Annotated in this window: 18 protein-coding genes and 1 pseudogene; 7 read left to right on the plus strand and 12 right to left on the minus strand. The window is 52.2% G+C overall.

The window, feature by feature from the left end; translation table 11 throughout:
* Positions 1-190: 190 nt before the first annotated feature.
* From FKG94_RS07900 to FKG94_RS07910, 3 genes are all read right to left on the minus strand, one after another.
* Positions 191-682, minus strand: a complete 492-nt coding sequence (locus FKG94_RS07900) for an outer membrane beta-barrel protein (RefSeq protein WP_142903656.1) — start codon at positions 680-682, stop codon at positions 191-193.
* Positions 683-1,340: 658 nt separating this feature from the next.
* Complete coding sequence (locus tag FKG94_RS07905; protein WP_142903657.1) at positions 1,341-1,931, minus strand: MAPEG family protein; 591 nt, start codon at positions 1,929-1,931, stop codon at positions 1,341-1,343.
* 115 nt (positions 1,932-2,046) lie between these two features.
* Entirely contained in the window at positions 2,047-2,442 is a 396-nt protein-coding gene (locus FKG94_RS07910) for a putative quinol monooxygenase (protein WP_142903658.1), read from the minus strand.
* 732 nt (positions 2,443-3,174) lie between these two features.
* Here FKG94_RS07910 and FKG94_RS29495 point away from each other — a divergent pair.
* Positions 3,175-3,282, plus strand: coding sequence for an MGH1-like glycoside hydrolase domain-containing protein (locus FKG94_RS29495; RefSeq protein WP_425460037.1), 108 nt, complete (start codon positions 3,175-3,177; stop codon positions 3,280-3,282).
* 52 nt (positions 3,283-3,334) lie between these two features.
* On the opposite strand, the gene katG is transcribed toward FKG94_RS29495, so the two are convergent.
* Complete coding sequence (gene katG / locus FKG94_RS07915) at positions 3,335-5,599, minus strand: catalase/peroxidase HPI (protein WP_142903659.1); 2,265 nt, start codon at positions 5,597-5,599, stop codon at positions 3,335-3,337.
* Positions 5,600-5,906: 307 nt separating this feature from the next.
* On the opposite strand from katG, the gene FKG94_RS07920 reads away from it, so the two are divergent.
* Positions 5,907-6,788 (plus strand): LysR substrate-binding domain-containing protein, encoded by an 882-nt coding sequence (locus FKG94_RS07920; RefSeq protein ID WP_142903660.1) that lies wholly within the window; start codon positions 5,907-5,909, stop codon positions 6,786-6,788.
* Positions 6,789-7,340: 552 nt separating this feature from the next.
* Here the strand turns inward: FKG94_RS07920 and FKG94_RS07925 are convergent.
* The 3 genes and pseudogenes from FKG94_RS07925 to xerC form a co-directional block, all read right to left on the minus strand.
* Positions 7,341-7,631, minus strand: coding sequence for a helix-turn-helix domain-containing protein (locus FKG94_RS07925; RefSeq protein WP_142903661.1), 291 nt, complete (start codon positions 7,629-7,631; stop codon positions 7,341-7,343).
* Complete coding sequence (locus FKG94_RS07930) at positions 7,624-7,944, minus strand: type II toxin-antitoxin system RelE/ParE family toxin (protein WP_142903662.1); 321 nt, start codon at positions 7,942-7,944, stop codon at positions 7,624-7,626. The genes FKG94_RS07925 and FKG94_RS07930 overlap by 8 nt, the downstream gene beginning before the upstream one ends.
* 37 nt (positions 7,945-7,981) lie before the next feature.
* Positions 7,982-8,872: pseudogene (gene xerC / locus FKG94_RS07935) on the minus strand (site-specific tyrosine recombinase XerC); the annotation flags it as partial.
* 25 nt (positions 8,873-8,897) lie between these two features.
* On the opposite strand from xerC, the gene FKG94_RS07940 reads away from it, so the two are divergent.
* Together FKG94_RS07940 and FKG94_RS07945 are read left to right on the plus strand one after the other, a co-directional pair.
* On the plus strand, positions 8,898-9,134 hold the full coding sequence (locus FKG94_RS07940; protein ID WP_142903664.1) for a hypothetical protein: 237 nt from the start codon (positions 8,898-8,900) through the stop codon (positions 9,132-9,134).
* A gap of 354 nt (positions 9,135-9,488) precedes the next feature.
* Entirely contained in the window at positions 9,489-9,710 is a 222-nt protein-coding gene (locus tag FKG94_RS07945; RefSeq protein ID WP_142903665.1) for a SymE family type I addiction module toxin, read from the plus strand.
* Between the two features lie 85 nt (positions 9,711-9,795).
* On the opposite strand, the gene FKG94_RS07950 is transcribed toward FKG94_RS07945, so the two are convergent.
* The gene (locus tag FKG94_RS07950; RefSeq protein WP_142903666.1) at positions 9,796-10,005 is read right to left on the minus strand and encodes a hypothetical protein; all 210 of its coding nucleotides are present in this window, start codon (positions 10,003-10,005) and stop codon (positions 9,796-9,798) included.
* 10 nt (positions 10,006-10,015) lie between these two features.
* Positions 10,016-11,674 carry an RHS repeat-associated core domain-containing protein gene (locus tag FKG94_RS07955; RefSeq protein WP_142903667.1) on the minus strand — a complete coding sequence of 553 codons (1,659 nt, stop codon included), beginning with the start codon at positions 11,672-11,674 and terminating at the stop codon, positions 10,016-10,018.
* 635 nt (positions 11,675-12,309) lie between these two features.
* Here FKG94_RS07955 and FKG94_RS07960 point away from each other — a divergent pair.
* The gene (locus FKG94_RS07960; protein WP_142903668.1) at positions 12,310-12,891 is read left to right on the plus strand and encodes a papain-like cysteine protease family protein; all 582 of its coding nucleotides are present in this window, start codon (positions 12,310-12,312) and stop codon (positions 12,889-12,891) included.
* A 609-nt stretch (positions 12,892-13,500) separates the two neighbouring features.
* Here the strand turns inward: FKG94_RS07960 and FKG94_RS07965 are convergent.
* Together FKG94_RS07965 and FKG94_RS07970 are read right to left on the minus strand one after the other, a co-directional pair.
* Entirely contained in the window at positions 13,501-16,602 is a 3,102-nt protein-coding gene (locus tag FKG94_RS07965) for an efflux RND transporter permease subunit (protein WP_142903669.1), read from the minus strand.
* Positions 16,595-17,755 carry an efflux RND transporter periplasmic adaptor subunit gene (locus FKG94_RS07970; protein ID WP_142903670.1) on the minus strand — a complete coding sequence of 387 codons (1,161 nt, stop codon included), beginning with the start codon at positions 17,753-17,755 and terminating at the stop codon, positions 16,595-16,597. The genes FKG94_RS07965 and FKG94_RS07970 overlap by 8 nt, the downstream gene beginning before the upstream one ends.
* 442 nt (positions 17,756-18,197) lie before the next feature.
* Here FKG94_RS07970 and FKG94_RS07975 point away from each other — a divergent pair, with 442 nt between their 5' ends.
* Positions 18,198-18,881: a DUF1287 domain-containing protein gene (locus FKG94_RS07975; RefSeq protein WP_142903671.1), complete on the plus strand. Its 684-nt coding sequence runs from the start codon at positions 18,198-18,200 to the stop codon at positions 18,879-18,881.
* A 338-nt stretch (positions 18,882-19,219) separates the two neighbouring features.
* Here FKG94_RS07975 and FKG94_RS07980 read toward each other — a convergent pair whose 3' ends face one another.
* The gene (locus FKG94_RS07980) at positions 19,220-21,583 is read right to left on the minus strand and encodes a penicillin acylase family protein (protein ID WP_142903672.1); all 2,364 of its coding nucleotides are present in this window, start codon (positions 21,581-21,583) and stop codon (positions 19,220-19,222) included.
* A gap of 592 nt (positions 21,584-22,175) precedes the next feature.
* Between FKG94_RS07980 and FKG94_RS07985 the strand changes: the two genes are divergently transcribed.
* Positions 22,176-23,117 (plus strand): hypothetical protein, encoded by a 942-nt coding sequence (locus tag FKG94_RS07985; RefSeq protein WP_142903673.1) that lies wholly within the window; start codon positions 22,176-22,178, stop codon positions 23,115-23,117.
* The last annotated feature ends 63 nt before the right edge of the window (positions 23,118-23,180 follow it).

Below are 23,180 nucleotides of genomic sequence, written 5' to 3' on the forward strand. Positions count from 1 at the left end.
AAAAACGGGAATTTTAATTTTAAAAGTCTATTGATTGAAGCCAGAAGCGAGGCTCCAAAAGACAAAACATCCATAGTATTTGCAGAGTAGAGCAAATGGTTTCATAATTCATCTCTTTGAATAATTAACGCATCAAGAAGCGGAGGCCTTACACCTCCACTTCTGAACTTGTTATAGCTTTGGATACCAATTAAAAATAGATAGCGATTCCGACATTTACCGTTATCAGGTCGCCCGAATCATGGCTAACTAATTTAGTACGAATATCAAAATTCTCTCCTTGCATAAATGCCACCCCGATGCCAAAGAATGCTTCCGTACTTGATTCATCTATGTCTATCGTAAATGAACCAAGTGAAACTGTATCATCAGCTTCCAGGCGCTCCGCGCCCAGGACCGCAAATAGCCTCACATTCTCTGACAGATTTCCACCAAGGTTCACACCATATGAGAGTGAATCTATATCAATTTCAAAGGGGCCAATACCGCCGTAATCGTTATAGCCGACTTCGATTTCAATGTGTTCATTGAATTGAACACCTCCCCCAACATTGAAATACAGACCATTGTCAAAATCCGTATCACCAAAGCCAATACCGCCATTAATAAATGGGCGTATTTCCGCACTAACAAATGCACTTGTCAGTAATAAAGATATTGAAAGTATGATTCTATTTAGCATACAGCTTCCTTTAGTTGTTATCAGTTATGGAAATTTTGTTATCTTCTAAAGAGTCTCTCTATTTACCCTCCTTATAGTTTTTGGCACTGGGAATTGACGACGTTCCGATCGCTATAAGCGAAAACCCTGGCTGGAATGACTCATCACCTGAAAGGTCCTGTTTCATTTGATTTAGACTTTTTTATAAGACTCTACCGTAGTTGAATTTTTAGTGACTCCGTCTGTTCAGCTGGTTAACAAAATAGTCAATAGTATTATTAGTAAACGACTAATCATCTTTTTCTGCTAAAAAATACAACTCCATTAGCAAGGGACGAAAAACCAGAGCGAAGTGGCGGTTTTTTGGTCCCACTGGCTGGAATTGTCTACGCCCGGCATGGGCATTAACTAATGGGGTGAAAGTTTCCTGCAGGAAGATCACCGCCGGAAACCATGTCGTGATTAGACAATAACTGCTAGTGAATGGCAAGGACCAATCTGTGAGGAGAGGTTTGAGGGAAGCCGCTAACAAATCTGCGAGCTGATGAACAAGCAATAAAGTGATAGAGGGGACGGCGGGATTAAAAAACAATCAATGGTTTGCTGTATAAAAATCAGCCCCTCCGTCTCCTTTTGTCACTCAGTCCGCGCGCTTTGACTCATTATGTATCATTCCTAATTAACCACCACCTGACCAAACCAGGCTTAGAAAAATATAACTAGCTATCCCGTACATGGCCAAAAGTCCCAACGTCATGAAACCGCTTCGAAACTCATCTTTACCGTTAAGATAGCTGTATGTATAACCCACGCGAGCTAAAGAAAATAAAATCAACCAAGTGACGGCTGCCAAATTGGATGGCGAAGTAAATATGAAGGGTAATGCAAGCAACGAAAAATAGAGTGTATTTTCGCTGGTATTTCGATGTGCATTGTGAACTCGTTCCAGTTCATAACGGGCATGATCAGAGATATCTTCTCTATGCACTTCACTATTCTTCCATTCTTCCGGTGTGGTACGCATTTTGTAACGTACTCTCGTCAACTCGGTAGCCGTCATAAGCCACGTGTGATTTATACAGAATATTATTGCCGAGATAGACAGTGCCAGGAGGCAAAAGTAGTTAGGAAGACTTACTGTAAACGGTGACACCTCCAGGATTAAAAGGTTTAATAGTATAGAAACTGCTGCAACTCCCATTGGATAGGCAATTACTATTTTCATTGTCTTTTTTTGATGACTGTCTAAATTTTCCAAAGCTTTACCCATGTTTAGCTGCCAGCTACATAACGCAGACCGAACTTCCAGACAGAAGTGACGGCCGCTTTTTGGCCGACGTTTATGGCCGTCAAATTGCGCGATTTTTTAGGAAATTGGTGATGCATTATAAGCCGTGACCACCTAATAGTTTTCCTGTTTGGTGTGTCATGCCAGAAATTAATGGCCGGGCCGTAGATATGAGGCTTTGAATTCCCGGTACGGCCAAGGATGCTTGATGATCCTCTTTAGAGCCCCATATTTCGGTAATAAGTACGGAGTCTTTTTCGGACGTTGAAAGTTGGACAATGTAAAGTTTACACCCCTTCAATGAGGCCACCAATTCGGATGCCTTTAACATTATCTTTGCTAGCTCTTCACCATTTCCAGGAGTTGCTGTCATAACCACCTGCATGCCAAAATCCATATTCTCTCCAATTTTCGTTTTTTTCGACTCAGCATTCGAGGCCACCGAAAAAACAAATATTAATAAAGCTATAAATGTAAGTTGTAATTTGTTCATAAATTTTTCTAACGCCCAACGTAAAGGGCCGGAGCAAGCACCGCTTGCTTCGATCCAGCCCGAAGGGCACCTTTCATAAGTTTGTTATGTTAGTGGGTATATGCACCTGTAATTTTTGACACCCGCTTTGCTTATTGCGATATCGAATACCCGATCTAAGGACCTGATCGGCAGCGGATTTCCCGAAGCACTCTCATACTGTCCACTGCAAAGCGAGTTTCTCCGGTTATCCGAAATAATAGGACCCAACTATCCCCCTGCACAAAGTATCTAAGTCATTGATAATGCCACTTATTTTTCTGTTGCCTGGCAGAAAGCGAGCAACGATGTAGTATAAAGGGAGAAATCTATTTGACAACAACCAAGTAGACTGTATAAAAAAACAGTCTATTTGGCGCACACCAGGAAGGTGAACGCCGATGGCAAGCCCATTTATTGTGGAACACTCAATGGGCGCCGCTAGGGACTAGTCCCGAAGCACTAGCCGTAGCGGCCCCAGATCAGGCGATCATGGCCTTTGGGTAAAATGACTTTTAATCAAGACACTCATAGTAAACTGATAAATGCCTTTTCGAGCATTAGAGTTCAGTACTTTTTGAAAAGCGTGTATCAATATCATGAGTAAAATTGTGAAAAGGCTGTGTACTGCCCGCTACCGAGATATCGAAGTTGGGGTCAGCACCAATCTCTTCGAGGTACTTGCCCCTGTCCGAGTAGCTGATCCGCTACATCATGCCTTCTATCGCCCGTAACGACCCGTCCTTCAAAGATAACACCTACTGGCGAGGGCGAATCTGGGCGCCAATGAATTTTCTGGGCTCAGTGGGGTTGAAGCGGTAGACCGGGGGATCGCTCCCACCGGCCCGCGTCGATAAAACTCTAAAGGTTGGTACTAGAGATCAAAACGGTCCAATCGCATCACCTTGACCCAGGCGTCAACAAAGTCGCTGACAAATCGCTCTTTAGCATTGTCGAAGGCATAAGCTTCGGCAACAGCCCGCAGTTCAGAGTTCGAACCAAAGATAAGATCGACCGGGGTGGCAGTGTACTTGACCCGCCCTGTTTTACGATCAACACCTTCATACAAACCGTCTGTTTTCGTTTTCCGCCATTGCGTGGACATATCCAGTAGGTTGACGAAGAAGTCGTTGCTCAAGGTGCCCGGATTGCTGGTAAACACACCATGCTTGGCGCCACCGGTGTTTGCATCAAGCGCACGCATACCACCGACTAGAGCCGTCATTTCCGGAACGGTCAGATCAAGCTGATCGGCTTTGTCCACCAGCATCTCTGCAGGAGAACGGTAGCTTTCCGTCACGTTAAAATAGTTGCGGAACGCATCGGCTGACGGCTTCAGCAGGGTGAAAGACTCTATATCCGTCTGTGACTGGAGCGCGTCAGCACGCCCGGGTTTAAACGGTACATCAACCTCGACACCAGCATCCTCGGCCGCTTTTTCGATAGCAGCGGCGCCACCCAAAACAATCATGTCGGACAGCGAAATTTTGGCACCGGACCGATTGAAGTCTTTGCGTATTTTCTCCAATTCCCTCAGCACCTTAGCCAGTTCCTGCGGGTTATTGGCTTCCCAGTCTTTTTGCGGCGCAAGCGCGACCCGCGCACCGTTGGCACCCCCACGCATATCACCGGCACGGAAGCTTGACGCCGATGCCCATGCGGTACGGACCAACTCGGGAACGGTTAAACCTGATTCAAGAATATCTTTTTTCAGGTTTCTGATATTCCTGGCACTGGCAAGCTTATGATCGACTGCGGGGATCGGGTCTTGCCAAATCAGTACCTCGCTGGGCACCTCATCACCCAGGTAGCGTATGCGCGGGCCCATATCGCGGTGGGTCAACTTATACCAGGCCTTGGCAAAGGCGCGCTGGTATTCATCGGGATTAGCCAGAAAGCGTTCGGCGATCTTCTTATACGCCGGATCAAACTTAAGCGCCAAATCGGCCGTCGTCATAACCGGCGAATTGAATTTACCTTCGACATGCGCATCCGGCACCGACGTGTGCAGCGACTCATCTGTCGGAATCCACTGAATCGCACCGGCAGGGCTGCGAGTTTGCTTCCATTCGAAGTTCAGAAGGTTTTGAAGGTAGAGCGTGGTCCACTGGGTCGGCGCTTGCGTCCAGGCACCTTCAAGACCACTGGTGACGGTGTCCTCGGAATGGCCTTTGCCGCACTTGTTTTTCCAGCCTAACCCCTGCTCCTCAATCCCTGCCGCCCCAGGTTCTGCGCCTACACAATCACTCGGCTTGTGCGCGCCATGCATCTTGCCGAAGGTGTGGCCGCCGGCAATCAGTGCAACGGTTTCTTCGTCGTTCATGGCCATTCGACCAAAAGCAACGCGAATATTTTTCGCAGAGCCGACCGGGTCCGGCTTGCCTTTCGGACCTTCCGGATTCACATAGATCAAACCCATATGGGTGGCGCCCAGCGGGCGCTGCAGTTGACCGTCCCTGTTTTCACGATCGCTGGCGAGCATCTCTACTTCCGGGCCCCAATACACCAGATCCGGTTCCCAGTCGTCAGTGCGGCCACCGGCAAAGCCATAGGTTTCAAAACCCATATTCTCCAGGGCGACGTTACCCGCCAACACAATCAAGTCCGCCCACGAGAGGTTGTGGCCGTATTTTTGTTTCACCGGCCAGAGCAAGCGGCGCGCTTTGTCCAGGCTGGCGTTATCTGGCCAACTATTGAGGGGATCGAATCGCTGTTGTCCGCCATCGGCGCCGCCGCGCCCATCAAGCGTACGGTAAGTGCCGGCACTGTGCCATGTCATGCGAATAAAGAATGGACCATAGTTGCCGAAGTCAGCCGGCCACCAGTCCTGCGAGTCGGTCAGTAGCGTATCGATATCTTTTTTGACCGCGTTGAGGTCGAGCTGTTTAAACGCCTCGGCGTAGTTGAAATCCTCACCAAGCGGGTTTGAACGTCGATCGTGGTCTCGCAACGGCGAGAGGTCCAGCTGATCCGGCCACCAGAATTGATTACTCTTTGCCTGACCCATAGCCACATTGCCGGTGCCGACTGCGCCCTGGGGTTTACTCACAGTTGGCTTGCCAGTGGCTGTGTGTGGTGTCAGTGATATGGCCAAAATACCCGCCATTGTTGCTGTGGTTAGTAGCTTGCGTGTTTTCATGATGTGCTTCCTTTTATATATACCGTCATGCTGCGGCGGCAACCTGGGTTAAATGATTTACATGCATATCGCGGAAGTGTTTTTGTCGATAGTAATGGCGCCTAATTCCTTGCCACCTACCATCGAGAGGCTAAATGCCAGAGATGGGTCACCCTAAGCAACGACCATCATCGTCATTTCCTATTGAAATGAAGATAACAATAATCTATAAATAGCGAAAATCGTTTCTATCGATAGAAATGATAGGCAATACCTAACGATAGGTGTAAGCAGCCTGACCCCAGTCTGTAGAGTAGTAGAGACCGGTATGAATATTAGAGATTTGCGGTATTTTTTGGCCGTCGCTGAATTGGAGCACTTTGGCCAGGCCGCGGACCAGTGTTGCGTCAGCCAGCCAACGCTCAGTGGCCAGATCAAGAAACTGGAGGAACAACTGGGCGTGACGCTCTTTGAGCGCACCAACCGCCGTGTGATGCTGACGGAAGTCGGCGAGCATATCGCCCATTCGGCACGGCGTATCTTACGGGAGGTGGATACGGTTCATGATATCGCCAAAAGCAGCCATGACCCTTTAGCCGGCAAATTCCGTCTTGGTGCGTTTCCTACGCTTGCGACTTATATCTTTCCCAACCTGGTACCCAGGGCGAAGGCGGCGATGCCGAATATTCGCTTGATTCTGATTGAGGAAAAGACGGCAAATCTGATTGAGAAGTTGCGACATGGTGAAATCGACGCAGCGCTGCTTGCGCTGCCAGTGTACGACGACTTTCTCGTTAGTCACAAACTGTTTGACGATGAATTTTTACTGGCCGTGCCGCCCGATCATGAACTGACGAAACACCCGTCAATCGATCAGAAAACCCTTAAAAAGCAACGCCTGCTGCTGCTGGAGGAGGGCCACTGCCTGCGCGATCAAGCCTTGGATATCTGCCGCCCGCACGGTATTGCCGAAGAGCAGGATTTTAAAGCGACCGGTATGGAGACCCTGCGCCAAATGGTCAAAGCGGGCACCGGTATCACCTTTATGCCCAAGATTGCCATCCAGGAAAACGAGCCCGGTATCCACTATATCCCGTTTACCGCACCGGCCCCGATTCGCACTATCGGGTTGGTGTGGCGAAAAACCACCACCCGGCAGCCGGTGATGGATCGGTTGATTGAGTCTATTTCGAGTTTGGGGGAAGGGTGAAAATAGTCGACTCCACAGGGTCCAAAGGGGACGGAGGGATTATATTTTGATCAGCCAACCTCACTGCTCAGTTTTTAATCCCTCCGTCCCCTTAGCTCGTCCCCTTAGCTGCGAACTCGCCCGTTACGACCCCGAACGCCAAGGCGCCACTGGGGGCCGGCACCGGACGGCTTTTAGAACACAGTGGCTTTGGATACCACGGACACTTATACGAAGGGCAGGCGCCTTGGTGGGCGGGGGAGGAGCGGGAGAGGGGGAAGCTGCGCGCTTAGTAGAGGTGTTGGGGCTGGCGCAGGGGTTGCGCTTTTTGCAAGCCCTGTGACAGACCCAATGCCGAACGGGCCGCATCCTTATTGGCCTGTCTCTCCGGTGGCACAGGGTTTAGGAAGGACTCGATACCGGCAGCCGGAGACCACTGCCTTTTACGCGGCACCGATTGGACAACGGGGTGACTCACGTGGGGCGGCACTGCGACTGGCGCGGCGGTTGCGTTTGCAAGCGCCGTGACAGGCGCTTCAATGTCTCCGGCGGCACAAGGCTTTGGGGGCGGTATCAACCATGCAGTGCGCGTACCGCGTGCTCGGGATCGGCCTCAAGGATTCTTAATAGCGCTTTCGCCGGACCTGTCGGATGACGGCGCCCCTGTTCCCAGTTTTCCAGGGTGCGCTTGCTCACACCGATCAGTGTTGCAAAGCGGGTCTGGGACAAACCGGTCTTTTCACGGATATCTTTGACTTCTGGTTCCGGGAAGTGGTGCTCGCGTGATGGCTTGGCTTTGCCTTTCACAATGGCATCCATCTCTTCTACGCTAGCCAGTAATTCAGTGAACATGTCTCTATCCATCGGACCACCTCTCGACAATTTGCCGCAACGCTTTTAACTGCTCCTTCGTCAGATTCTCCTGTTTGCCTTTCGGATAGGTGTACAGCATGCGGATATGTGCATCATCCACCACCCAGTAATAGATCACACGAACACCACCGCTTTTTCCGATGCCTTCCAGGCTCCAACGTACTTTCCGTAAACCACCCGAGCCCTGGATAATTGCGCCCATATCGGGCCGTTGCACCAGTGCTTCCTGCAGGCTTCGGTAGTCGTCGTCACTCATCAATGCCTTGATCAGGCGGGTAAAGATCGGGGTTTCTATGATAACCATAATGGTTTCCGTATTATACGCCAATGGCGTATAGCGTCTACCTTTCTTTTTCGTCGTCTTCGAGCCCCAGGTCGACCCACAGTTGGGCCTCTGCGAGGTTATCGTCTGCCTCACCAGCCCCGTGGTCCCTGGGCACCAGCTTGGCCGGGTGAGCCAGATCATGTACCGCCTTCAGCCGCCGGATACTCACCTGGGTGTAAATCTGGGTGATATCGATCTTGGCGTGACCCAGCATTTCCTGGATGTAGCGGTTATCGGCCCCGTTCTCCAGCATCACCGTGGCCATGGTGTGTCGAAACAGGTGACACGAGCCGGTTTTGCCGATGTCGGCTTGCTGCACATACCGCCTCACCAACTGGGTGATCCGCTCCGGGGTGAACGCATCGCCCAGGTTGGTCAGGAAGAGGCTATCGGTATCCTGCCCTCCCATCAGTTGATAACGCTCCTCCCGCAGGTACTTCTCGCACCAGGCGATAGCTCTGTCACCAATCGGTACCATCCGGTCCTTCTTGCCCTTGCCCAGTCTCACCATTAGGGTGCCGCGCTCCGTGTCCAGGTCGGACAGCTTGAGGTTGATCAACTCCATTCGCCGGATGCCGGTCGAGTAGAACACTTCCAGGATATCCCGGTCTCGCAGGCCCAACGGGGCTTGTAAGTCTAGTTGTTGGAGCACGGTTTCCACTTCCTCAACGGTCAAGACATGTTTCGGTAAGCGCTTTTCCAGCTTCGGCAGATCGATATCGGCGGCGGGGTTATAGAGCAGGTAGTTTTGTTTACTCAACCACTTAAACCAGGCTCGCAGTGCCGTTAAGCGACTGTGCTGGCTACGGAACGACAGGGGTTCACCGTTGGCCTTGCGGTAGTAATACAGGGCGCGCTGGTAGCGCTCGATCACCTGCTTAGTGACGTCTCTCGGTTGGGCAAGTCCTCCTCCCTCACATCAGGCAATACTTTTGTATTTAGCCAAGTTATTAAGTTATCAGTGTCCCGGGTTTCCGTCCCTGGCAAAGGCACTCGCCACCCCTTTGGAAGAGTTGATTGGCGCGACAAGCACCGCCACTAAAAGTAAACGGGGGCCGACGTCAAAGCTACAGCGGCAAGTTGAGCAGATCGGGCTAATGCCGAGAAGTAAACAGAAGTTTATTACCGAGATGCTGGAGGCGATGATTAAACAACAGCAATCTGCATGATGTAAAAGGCGCTGGCCAAGGGTGCGCCAACACCCAGGGCCAGCTATCACAACAACCTGCATGAGAGGTTATTATGAGTACGCGTGATTCTACGCCAATTCGGCGTGCAGCAACATCCACCCGCAATCCGGCAACCGCCGGACCACAACCTAATGACGAAGCACCTTGGCAACAGCTGATGGTGTTGAACTATGTCCTGCATGAAGCCATCGATGCCTTGCAACAGGAGCGGGCCGCCGGTCGACACACCCCGCTGAACCAGAGCTGGCAGCAATTTATTCACCACCTCCGGCGGCAAAAGCCCACGCTTGGGCCTTGTCTGGATAGCTTGCTACAGCAAGCAGGGAGGCCTCTATGACAACGCCCACCCGCCAGCAGCGACATGTCAAGGTCCACCGGCTGCTCTACAGTCGCACCGTTAAAGATAAACACCACCGCCATTTTGATCAACGGGTGGACGAGCCGGTGCCGTGGATACGGTTGCAAGGCAAGTGGCTGGCAAAAGCCGGCTTTGCGATCGATACGCCGGTGACGGTCAAGGTCTCCGAGGGCTGTCTGATCTTAACCACCGAGTAGATAAAATAAAGCCCCTGGCAAGCTGACCTGACAGGGGCTTTTTTAACCGCTCAATTACCAAGCACTACTACTTTTCGTTTACTGTTTATTCGTTTTTTATAGATTCTTTCATGTCTTCAGGGAGCCAGTTCCAAATAACGTTGTAGTATATTTCGCTGATTTCTTTGTAGTTGTTTTCAGCAAACTCATCAACGTTGGGAAAATTCATAGGCTGATGGAAAAAGCTATGAACTCTCTCGATTAAATCATAAACCCTTTTAACTTCATCAACATCAACACTGACATTGCCATTCATTTTTAATAGCCTACCTTTTGAAAAAATTTGGATTTCTATCAGACAGATCTACATCGCCTCGAAAGATTATTTCGGTAGCACCTGTAAACCGATTGGTTTCTACTCTTACTTCACCAGGGCTTGCATCAAACTCAACAAAATTTCTTCCCCTGCCAGGTTTTATACCAAGCGCTTTTTCTACATCCGCTGGACTTCCAGGTCTACCTCTTGCTTTAACTGTGAAAACGCTATTTTGATCACTGGCTATGATTATATTGTCTTGCTTAATGCCATTCAGACCTTTGGTATTAGTAAAATGTCTAACCCTTATCTTCTTGATATTATCAGCGATATCTTTTGCATCAAGATCCCTAGCTGCGGCGGCGACACCAATCACCGCCATAACACTTCCTGCGTGATCAACAACGGTTTGTGCCGCCTGCGCCCCCGATAATTCGCTGGATGATATAGGAATTTGAATACTGGATTTTATTGTGTCTTCAGCATTTTGGATACCGATTCCGCCTGCTAAAGCTTGAGCTTGGCTGTCTAAAAATGATTGCCCTAACTGTTTGAAAAAACCGGATGCGCTAAAGCCATTCCCTCCATTGGTCCCCCCCTCACCCGCCTCACTCAGCTCAACGCCTTTATCCGCCTCCAACTCATCAGATTCTTCAGACCCTACATCATACTGGCTTGACGAGCTTTGCGACCCATTTTTCAGGATATAGGGCAGATTAACCGTTAAACCTCCCCACTTTTCAGCGCATGCGCTGCCCCAAATTATACATCTTCCTCCCCATCTATACGGCTCAATATCATAACCCGTCGGGTCCGTTCCCGATAGAGGGTTATTCATCACATAGGAATAAGGATTCAAGCTCTGGCTAAAATCAGGGCTGTTGATAATCGGATCAACACTGAGAAATCGACCTAACTTGTAGTCATAAGCCCGCCCATTCATATGAATGAGCTCAGCCTCATTCAGGTGCTCGTGGCCGGTAAACCCCCTGGGCGTCATCACACTGGTCAGGCTGTCCTGCTCCACCAACTGGCCATCTCGCGGCCTGCCAAAGGGATCATAGCTGTAAGTACCCGTCACCCGGCCCGCACTGTTGATCTCCGCAGTCATGCTGCCCAGATGGTCGCGGTGCAAGTAAGCAATCTCGAAGCGGCTGGCGTTACCTTCTTCGGTGCTTTTAAACACTGCAAAATCACCGAGATAGTGCTTGCTCTCCCGGCGATCGTCGGTGCTGACTTCTTCAAATACCTTATCGATATAAACTGTAGTGACAACGCTGCCACTGGCAGTTTTTACCTGCCTGTAGCGCATCTGGTCAGCACCGTAGTGAAACTGCAGGGCCGCATTGCTCGTTTGGATACTTATCGGTTTGTTGAAAGCATTGTAGGTCACCGTGCGGCCGTCGCCGCTGAGCATATTACCGTTGCTGTCGTAGCTGAAAGTTACCTGAGTGCCATCAAGTTTAGTAACCCGCTTAACCGCATTGGCGCCACCGCCACTTCCACCCGAGTAGATATACCCGCTGGCGTAGTCGCTTTTGGCGCGGATATTTCCTACAGCGTCATAATCATACGTAATCACGGGGTAGTCAAAGGCAATACTGCCATTGTCGGTATTGCGATCGCTGCGAACCAGGCGATGCAGTCGATCGTAGGTAAACGTTTCCAATCTTGAGGGACGCCTGCAACTTAGCAACCTAAGTATTTGACGACAAGCTTACACAACGCAGCAAATTTTTATCAGTTGCTAAGTTGCAGGCGTCCCTCAAAGTCTGCATATTTTCGCGACAATACAGCCGTGTTGAACGAAATGCAGCTCAATAGCAATTTCCCAGCTATTGAAACAGTTTTTTACCCAGCTTGATTTATCCCCGGTAGACTCAGAAGTTCTTGGTCATCGATTTTTTCTGCAGGAAACAATGATGTTAGGGGGATGGTACTGTTCAATCAATGAGGTTACCGCGGCACAGTTAAGCCATCGTCAGTTTGAATCAGGTCCTAGCACACTGCTCAGTCTTTAATCCCTCCGTCCCCTTAGCACGTTCCCTTAGCAGCCTTTCTTACACAATAAATATGATGTAAAAGCAGCTTAGTTGGGATGCGGGAAAATGGTGTGCGGTCATTTTTCAGTCGCTCACAAAATGGATGGCGCGCTATTATTTCCGGCAACCTGTAATGGCTATGTGCTGAATTCAACTCTATGCGTCTTTCTCAGAGTGATACCAGGCTGATAGCGACAACCTGTTGTGCAGAAAGCTCGCATACTTTAAACTAATTTTTCATCTATTATGATGGGTGTGTTCTATGGCTCTAGAAAAAGGGTATAACGTCCGTTATCGATGGCAGGGTATTAGCTTGCATTGCTGGCTTACCTCTCTAGAAATGTTAATGGACTGGCGGTACGGTAATATTTACGGGTATAAGCGCAAGCAGCATACTGAACAGGTTCTCCAAGCAAAAGCTAGAGTAGCACCAGATCAAGATCCGCATATTTTTGGTAAGTGGTTTAAAGCAGGTTATGGTCACGACTTGATCAACGACTATGGTTTGCGTCATCTCCCGGGTTACGGAGTGACTAATGATATTAAAACGTGGGAAGAGAATTTACATAACTACGGCCCTTTGTTAGCCAGTGGGAATTTTGGTCTAGGCCGGATTATTGGTGGACATTGTATTTTAGTTGTAGGCATTAGTCGTACAAACAAGCTCGTTTATCTGGATCCTTTTTGGATTGGAAAAAAAGCCATTAAAGGAAATCACTATTCTTACATGACTGCAGCCGAAGGCCTTGACAGGCTTTCAGAGCAATTCGGTGTTCAGGAGCTTTATGCTGCTGAGAGTGGGGCATCTGATTTGGGACTCAAACCGATAAGTTCGGCGTCCTGAAATACAAACGGATCTAACTCTACGGTCACAGGTTGCTGAGTTTCGCACTTTTGTGTCGATCTTAAGTGTTGTGATGGAAGGAAGGGGGGCCGTTAAAAAGTGTGCTTATCCTACAAGTACACACCGTGATCAGTTTTTTAAATTGGAACGAGTTAGTCCTCCTCGGCTATAGGCAATTATAGCAACTCAATAGTAAATTTATTTAGACCAATCTACGTCAAACGTAGTTTGGTCGTAAGCGGTCATTCGGTGACGTAATTCCGTACGCCGATCTCACGCAATACACTAGCCTTCAAATTCAGGGAGTTAATAGGTCGTTGCGAAGCAATGAGTATTGCAGTAGAGAATGCGAGAATTAAAAAGCACAATGCACAAGATTGGCGAAATCCACGCCAAGAAATCTACACAAAGGACGCCAAAGTTGCGCATATTATTCGTTTAACAATGCCCACTGTACAAAAATTGGTAGCAAACCCAGAAAACTTCAGCGTTTCTTCACTCTCGCAGTTTGTTGAAGCCCTAGGTAATATCCAAGACGCATGTCGTTCTGGCAAAACTGGGAAAGGGAGTAGCAGCAGTGTTACTCTGTTATCCGAGTCCCCCGATTGCTCATTGTGCCATAGCGGGCAGGCTGTCGCTGCCCTCCCGCACCCCCTCCGGTCCGTGATTCGAAGCCAAAACCAAATAGACACTCGGCAACACAAACAACGTAAACAGCGTACCCACCAACATCCCGGCCACCAGGATAATACCGATACTGTTGCGCGCCTCCGCACCGGCGCCCGACACTAACACCAGCGGAAAGTGGCCCAACACCGTGGCGCCGGTAGTCATCAATACCGGGCGCAGGCGGGTCTCCGCCGCCACCTTGATGGCCTGCAATTTCGCCATGCCCTCGGCCTGCATATGGTTGGCAAACTCCACGATCAGGATACCGTTTTTCGCAACCAACCCGACCAGGGTAATAAAACCCACCTGGGCGTAAATATTGATCGTGGTCCAGCCCAGAAACGCAAACAGGATTGCGCCCGACAAAGCCAGGGGCACCGAACCCAGCAGCACCACCAGCGGATCGCGAAAGCTGTTGAACTGCACTGTCAACACCAGGAAAACAAACACCAGCGCGATCATCAAGACGCCGACCAGCGTATTCCCCTCCTGGCGCAACTGACGCGACTCGCCGGCGTAGTCAACGGTATAGTGGGGCGGCAGAATTTCGGTCGCGGCTGCCTCCAGCGCCGCCAGACCCTGCTCCTTGGTGGTACCGGGCAACACGCCGCCAAACACCCGAAACGCATTTTTCTGCTGGAACTTGCCCAGTACCCGCGGCGCGGTCAACTGCTCCAGCGAGGCCACCGCCGAGACCGGCACCAGGTCGCCGGCAGGGGTGCGCAATTTTAAGTCCATCAGTGCCTGGGGATCGGGTCGTCCATGCTGTTCAATCATGGGAATAACCCGGTAAGCCCTGCCCTCGAGATTAAAGCGATTGACATAGTTGCCGGACAGCAGCACGCTCAACTGCCGACTGACCGCAGCCAGGTCCATCCCCAAGTCGGCGATGCGCTCGCGATCCAGGCGAAAGCGGGCCTGGGGCAGGTCCACTTTCAAATCGGTGTCGGCAAATAGAAACCGCCCACTGCGGTAGGCGGCACCCACCAGTTGATCCGCATACTGCTTCATGGCCACCGGCGCATCCGGTGACTGCACCACTAACTCGATATCAAAATTGCCGGCGGTGGGCAGGGCCGGGAATAAAATCGGCAGCGCTTTCAAACCCGGCACACCGGACAACTGGCCAAAAGCCCGCGGAAAAAGCTCGTGCACACTCTGGTCGCGCTGATCGAAATCCGTCAACTCCAGGCCGCCGAAACCACCGTCCGGTGTCACTATCTGCCACATAAATCTGGCACCCGGCAGGGACTTCATCACCCCGACCACATCGGCCATCTGCTCGGTGGTGTATTCCAGGGAAGCCTCCGGCGGCGCCTCGATAACCACATTGATACCGCTTTGATCCTCCGTCGGCGCCAACTCCTGTTGGGAAAAAAGGTAGAAAGGGCCTGCCAGGAGCGCAAAAAAACCGGCCATAAACAACACCTGCGGCCGGTAGTTGAGACTGCGCGCCAGCAGCTCGCCGTAGCGACGCTGCACACGGGCAAACCAATCGTTAACCCGGCGGGTGCCGGGGCTCTCCTTGCCACCCTCGGGACAGGCGTAAGCACTCATGATCGGCGACAGTGTCAGCGCCACCACCCCGGAAATAAGCACCGCAACCGCAAGGGTAAACGCAAACTCTTTAAACAACACACCGGTCAGACCCGACAGAAACCCAATCGGCGCATACACCGCCGCCAGGGTTACGGTCATACCGATAATGGGTGCCAACAACTGGCGCGAACTGGCCAGCGCCGCCGCCATTCGACTCCTGCCCTCGCGCATATGGCGGGCGACGTTTTCCACCACCACGATGGCATCGTCCACGACCAGCCCCACCGACAGCACAATGGCCAGTACTGTCAGCAGGTTTAGCGAAAAACCCATGGTGTACATGGCCGCCACCGCCCCCAGTATCGATATGGGAATCGTCACCAGGGGCACCAGGGCTGTGCGAATCGATCCCATCATCAACACCACCACCAATCCCACTAGGGCGACAGTTTCCGCCAGGGTGGTAAAAATCTCCCGCAGTGCGTCGCGCATATACAACGTGATATCGTAGCCGACACCGATAAAGAGACCTTCGGGCAGGGTCGGGTTGACCTGATCGAGCACCTGGTACAGCTCGTTGGCAATATCGATTTCATTGGCCCCGGGCAGCGGCCACACCGAGGTATACACCGCCGGCGCTGTGTCCAGCCGCGCGTTGACCTCGCCTTCTTCCTCGCCCAGCTCCACCCGCGCCACATCGCTGATGCGAATCTGTGAACCGTCCACTTCCCGAATCACCAGGCGCTCGAAATCGGCGATATCGCGCATGGAGGTGTCCGCCAGCAGATCGATACGCTGCTTGGCATTCTCGCTGCGACCGATGGTGGCAATGATATTGTTTGCCTCGAGCGCCGCCTCGATATCACCGGCGCTCACATTAAACGCCGCCATCCGCGCCGGGTTGAGCCAAATGCGCATGGCGGGCAGGCGACCGCCCTCGATGCCGATGCGCTGCACGCCGGCGATGGAGGCCAGGGTGGGGTTCACCCGCCGGGACAGGTAGTCGGTGATTTCCGCCCGCGTCATACCGTTGGCTTCGGTGTCGATCAACACATCCAGGTAAAAGCCGGCGTTGGGCCGGTCGGCGCGGTTGATACTTACCGCCGGGTCCTCGGCGCCGGCCGGCAACTCAAAGCGAATCTGGCTCAGCCGTGACGACAGTTCCGCCAGCGCCGTTGTGCTGTCTTCGTTGAGCTTGAGCCAGACGGTCACTGTGCTCAATCCGGCAACAGTGTTGGAGTCGATATAGTCGACACCGGGAATGGATGCCGCCACCCGCTCGATAGGATCGGTCACAAAACCCTGTACCACCTCGGCGGCAGCGCCCACATAAGGCGTGGTAATCACCAGCGAGGTGCTCTCGATTTGCGGAAACTGCATAACGGGCAGCCGGGTGGCGGCGTACAACCCCACCAGCATCAGCGCCATGGCAATAGCCACTGCCAATACCGGCCGGCGCACAAATACATCCATGACCGTTGGCCGACCATATTGCCTACTCATTGCCGGTTTCCTTGTTAGTATCGGCCATTCCATCGGTAATGATGCCTGTCCCGACAGTGGTGTCTGTCCCCTCGCTACCCTCGCCATGGACCGCCACCAATAAGCCCTCGCGCAGCTTGTAAGAGCCCTTGGCGGCTATCTGTTCACCGGCTTCGAGCGCACCGGTAACAATAACGTTCTGGGCCCGCTCCGGCCCCAGCGTCACCGCGCGTTTGCGGGCACGCAGCTGGCCCTGCTCATCGCGCACCAGTGCATACACATAGGCGCCGAAGCTATCCCGGCGGATGGCGGTGGCCGGCAGTACGCCGACTGCCTGCGGCGCCCCCACCGGTACGGATATATCGACTATGGCCCCGGGTTTTAGCACATCGGCTACACCGGGCAGGAGCGCCCGCATTCGCAGATTGCGGGAGTCGGCGGCGACGGCGGCATCCCTGGCAATAACCCGACCCCTGGCTTTGACCCCGGACCTGCCTGGCGCTGTGGCGGTAACTTCAGTGCCTACGGGCACCAGGGCCCGATCCTGGGGCAGGTTGAAATCGACCCACACATTCTCATCGATACCGACCAGCCGGGTAATCGACGTGTTGTCGGCCAGGAACTGGCCCGCCTCCAACTCGTGCAGACCGGCGTTGGCGTCGAAGGGTGCCCGCAGGGTCTTTTTGTCGATAGTCGCCTGCAGGGCCTGCCGGTTGGCCGAGGCCACTGCCATCTCCGCTTTGGCCCGGTCGTAGCGATCCTTGCTGGAGGCGTTTTGTCTGATCAGTTTGCGAAACCGCTCCAGTTCCAGCCGCGCCAGCTCCATCTCGGCCTCAGCCGCCTTGAGTTGCGCCGTCTCCTCGCTGATATCCAATTGCAGCAACAACTGGCCCCGGGTCACCCGGGCACCGGGGGCAAACCCCACCTCGACAATCTTGCCGGCCAGTTCATTGCGCAGCTCCACGGAACGCGGCGCCACCACCTCCCCCAGAACACTGACCTCGGGTATCCACTGGGTTTGTGCCACGGTGACGGTTTCCACCGTTTCCGACGGTTCCGGAAAGGACTCGGCAAAAGCAATGGCCGATTTGATCTGCAGGACTTTATAACCGGCCAGCGCCGCGGTGACCGCAACGCAAATAAGGACGGCAACCACCCAGGGGCGAAAGCGCATTCGGTGCTCCAATGTCAGTATCTCGAAGAGGAAAGTGAATAAGTATCGCCGCGACCGGGCGTGTTAATGCAGGCTGCCGGCAGGGACCCCTGCCAAACCGGGCCAGCAGTGAACGGGCGGGGCGGCTCCCAGCGGCGGTTCGTCATTACACCCTATCTTATAGCAATTTTTACGCGATGGGATAATAGCTCCCCTCTACTGACAAGCCTTGTCAGTAGGCTTATGACGGAGGCCTGCGCTGAGCTTGCCGACATCGCCAGGCCACCCCTGAACAAACAATACTAAACGCGCTCGCTACGGTTATCTTACGCGCCAGTTACAAGAGCAGATCTCCCGGCGACGAGAGCTGAGCCACCCTTTTTCACCATCGCTACGGGGCTTTATTACCAAGGGTTCTGCGGAGGAGCTTACAGGGATAGCGCCGGTCGCAGATGTAACCTTTATGCCCCGGAAGCTTTGCCACAGCGATGCATTTGGTGGTATTAATAGTGGTTGCTACCGATCTGATCGCTTGAGGGAGGTCACACTGAGAAACGTTTTATTCGCCTTGGTCCTGATTTCCCACGGTGCCTGGCCGGCGTCCTTCGCCAGGGACCTGGTCGCCGCCGCCCACGAACGGACCAAACACCGGGTTGAATACAACGGGGCTTACTTCGCGATCAGCTATCCCAACGGCGACGTGCCCCGGCATATCGGCGTCTGCACGGATGTCGTGATCCGCGCCTATCGCGCCCTGGGTACCGATCTGCAGCAACTGGTGCATGAAGATATCGCCGCAAACTTCGACAGCTACCCGTCCCGCAGAATATGGAACCTGGATAAACCGGACAAAAATATCGACCACCGCCGGGTACCCAATCTGCGCCGGTTTTTCAGCCGCCACGGCAGCGAGTTACCTGTCTCAGATAGAGGCGACGCTTATAAACCGGGCGACCTGGTCACCTGGATGCTGCCGGGAAATTTACCCCATATCGGTATAGTCACGGACGAGGTCGATCGGCACACAGGCACACCGTTGATTGTGCACAACATCGGCCGTGGCCCGCAGTTGGAGAATATGCTGTTTAAGTACAAAATAACCGGTCGTTATCGCTATGTGCCGGCAAACTACCGGGGCGGGCAGTAGCAAAACATTGAATGCATTTTTACTGCCGGCAACTGACGAAGCCGATGCTGCCAGGCAAGTCAGGAACACTGCCGGGGGCCACCACCAGAGGCAGGTGTCTTAAGCGAAAGCAGGCGCCTGGAGCGAGTACCGTCCGGGTTTGACCCGGACGGACATAGGAGTCCCCTCTGATATAGGCCAGTCGTACGACTGTTCATACACCTGGCGGATCACCATCATCGGTCTGGAGAATATGGCTTAGTTCAAACACAATACACATGCGATCTCAGACAACGGGAACATGTAAAAACACTGTATTGAAAACATCGTTCATTTAACCTTTATAATGCTTTAAGCCCTTATTCCCTGACACGCTTTTTCGAAATTGTCGCCGCCTCAATCGCCTCATCACAATACGGCATATCGATCCATCCGTTTTGCGAATAAAGGCGGGTGAGGTCGGCATAGTGTGGCGACGCCGGGTCCGTGGACTGGGAATAGGTCAAGTTCCCGTAGGCATCCGGGCAATGATCGTCCCAGCTAACGACCTGAATATAGCTGTTGCCGTCCTCAATACTGGTGTAACCCTCGCCGAGGATTAAATCGGATGAGGTAACGCTGAACATAAAGCTGCTTCGGCCACCCGCTATCGGAATGCGTTCGCCATTGCGATCGCTGTACTGAAGCTGGCCCCAGGGGCGATCCATGGGAATATCGGCGGCAACCAGTGCGTCGATACCGGCGGCCAGTGCCTGCACAATGGCAATGCCTGCGGTTCCTGTATTCAGGGTGTTGGGTGTTGTCAGTGGCGCCGCCGCATCAAAGGGTACCGCCCATAGGTCGGGCAGTTGTTCTGCCCTGAGCCAAAACTCAGTGAAGATATGTGGCCCAATGCTCTCCAGGTTAAAAAACCCGTCCCACTGCCCGAGCACGTCGCAGGCCTGTGCCGCCTGGGCTGTGTTTACCGTTAACAGGGACCAGTCGGTTACCGCTTTACAAACAGCGACCAGATCATCCAGCACCAGTTCGGCCGCCAGGTTGCGATTGTCGAACATAATGGTACGCATATTTCCAGTATTGAAACCCGCAGCACCCAAATCATCGGCGGCCGCTATGCGCTGTTGTGCCTGGATAAACGTCTGGCGTGTGCGCAGTGCCTGCGCTATCCGCTCCTCACCGATAAGCGGGGAGAATCCCTCCAACAGCTGCCCGGGGTTGCTGAGCCAGTAGCTGTCATTGGCATTGGCCACGTAGTCGCGAGTCGACAATTGCGGAAGACTCTCAAAACCAAACACTCCCCTGGGAGCCCCTTCATCGCTATCCCACTCACACTCGCTGTCCGAGCCATCCAGCGTCGGTGCGGCAGCCTCGGTTAGCAACATGGCCAGTTGACCCCTGACACAGCTGCCGAGTTTTTGTTGTGAAACATTGGGAATCACTGAGATATCGCCGTAAAAAGCATCGCCGCCACGGGACGCCGCGATGGTATTGACCCACGGCAGACCAAGCCGGGCAAGCGACTCTTTAAAGGCATCCATGCTGTTTGCCTGACCCATTTCGATCCACTGTGACAGAGTGCGAAAATTCATCATATTGGCGTCTTTCAGCACCACCAGCGTGCCAAACGGCGTGGGCCAGCCGCCTAAACTTTCATCGACACCGGCCAGATTGATCACCGGTCCAAAATGGGTGAGATACAAATCGTAAGGTCGGGTGACAACCCCGTCGCCAGCGCCGGGCATTTCGACGTTGACCGTGACTTTTTCGATATCGCGGTATTCATCATCATATAGATATTGAAAGGGGTTGTCGGGATTTAGCGTAAGCTCGTACAGCGTAAAGCGCGACCCGGTGGAGACTGTATGCGTCCAGGCAATATCGTTGTTGAAACCGACGTTGACAACCGGAAATCCGTGCAGGCCTGCACCCATCACATTGTATTTATCCCCCATATCGAGGTGAAACATATAAAACCGGTCTTCACCGGTCCAGGGGAAGTGCGGGTTTCCGAGCAGTAAGCCGCTGTTATTCTGCGATGCATTGGCACCGATAGCATAGGCGTTACTGCCGATTTGACTGTCTTTCGGCAAACCCATATTAGCGGCGATGTCCTGCGGAGAGATCGCTGACAGCGCCCGGACGGCATCTGGGTTTACACGCTGCGCTGACTGGCTGGAAGGCGGCTCAACCCCGGCGATCAGGGGCGTCAGCGACTGGGTGCTGGAACGCAGTGCTTTATTGTGTAGAACTTTGACGATATCCACTACGCGAAGCTCGCGTACCCATTCAGCGTCGCGACAGCCTTCCTCACCGCCGGCCAGGTTTTCGACACCTGTGTCTTTCAGGTAGCGATTTAACCCCGCTGTATAACCCCGCAGCAGCCGTCTGACATGTTTTGGTTGGGACTCAATGCCCTCGCGTTGCATGACGGCATCGGTGTTGTAATAAGTGAAAACAATGTCATCGGCCAGACTACCTTCTTCACCCAGAAAACGCACTGACTGGCCATTGGCCCGTACAACGGCCTTCATCAAGACACAGAAGTTATCTTCCGCATAGGCGTAGCCCAGGCCAAAACCGGCGTTTTTCCAGGAGTTGGCTTTGATATGGGGAATACCGTAGTCCGTGCGGACAATATCGGCATAATACTTATCACCATCCTTACACCCGGTAATCAATAATGACGATAATATGGAAATTAACAGAATATTAAAAACACGCATAAAAAGCTTTTACCTACAACCGTGAGAGATGTTGCGCAGTCTATAGCCACTCCATGTCTAATGCCGTCGGTATTTGTCATAACAGTGTCCGGGCTACGTAAACGTTTGTCATGACGATAGTCAATAGTGTAAATATCTGGCGAAAGTAAAGCGCTAACAGAGAATACCACTGCAATAAAACTGTCAATTTCTCGACTGTAAGACCGGATAGGGCAAGGCTGCAATCACTGTAGTGGCGGTGGCCGTCCTACAAGGTGCGATAGCGGATGGAACCGACCCATAGTGCTCAATCGAGGGTGGGTGCATGTACATTAAAAGTTGAAGCGACATTTGATGACAAAAAAATATATCCCTTTGACTCCTCTTGCCCGTTGTGGTGCTATGACGTCTTACCAAAGTTAGTCACTCAGCTACTCCTTTTTGTGCCCAGAAAAAGTGCAAGGCTCTATTAGAAAAATAATGTGCACTTTCGAAGTGATCAGCCACTTTTAGGCGCAAATACGATTATTCCGCAGAGAGAAACCCGGTTGGCGTTTGTTATTCACAGGCGCCTACATTATTGCGATGATCATACCTATTCAGGAGTATAAAAATGTTTAAAAGAAATTTTGCAAAGTCAGCAGGTTTTAAAAATACCAAGTTGGCGTTGGTAATAGCTGCATCACTTACCGTGCCCGGTATCGCCAACGCCGGCTGGTGTGATGACGCCACTGAAGGCGCTAGTAATTCAGGCGTGATAAAGGCGTTACTCAAATCAGGTTGTAAGGCCGGTATAAAGGGAGCAACCGGGCCTGTCGGAGACATTGCCAAAGGCCTGGTAAAGAGCTTTTTGGTTTCATTCGGGCTGGCAAAACCGGATCAACCCACATTCGTCGAGTTGTCAGAGCAGTCGCTGGCGAAGATAAGGGATATCGTCAACGAAGAGGTGACACTTATCCTGCAGAGCCAGGAATATGCAGAGATAAAGAGCATCGTAGAATCTCTAAGCAGAGAAGCGGAGTACTACGGCTACTTGTTGGACGAACAGAACCAGATAGATTATCTGGTAGAGGAACTGGTTCCGCGCGCACTTCAAGCCGCCGAGCATCGGACATTTCAACTCAACACGCCATGGGCGCAGGCAAATTATGCCTTGGCGGTAACTTATGCCATGATCATTAACACCATGGGGCAGCTAATAAACGAGGAAGTGGATAAGCAGCAGATTAGCCGGGAGGGTGCAAAGAATATTATCGATAACTACAATGGCAGACTGCACAGTATGGAGTCCACGATAAAGTGGGAGTACAAACAAAGATATCCCATACTTATGCACCCAAGCAATTGTGCTTACCGCTCTCCAATTCCCCCGGGCTGCTTTTTACAGATCAACCGCAGGGTATTCTATTTTAGAGATGGCAGCAACGCCATGATGGAAGCACTTACGTATCAACATGAGCTCATTAACGCCGACTGGGCGGAGTTTGATCCCGAGGACATGGTAAATATTACGCAGAGATTCTTGGGCGGCTTGAGAGCCAAGTTTTCCGAGTAGAGACATGAAGCTCGGGGAGAAACTCCGATTGATCAACCAGTTAGGTAACACCGGATGCAAACA

The organism is Exilibacterium tricleocarpae (assembly GCF_007004655.1).
Lineage (GTDB): Bacteria > Pseudomonadota > Gammaproteobacteria > Pseudomonadales > Cellvibrionaceae > Exilibacterium > Exilibacterium tricleocarpae.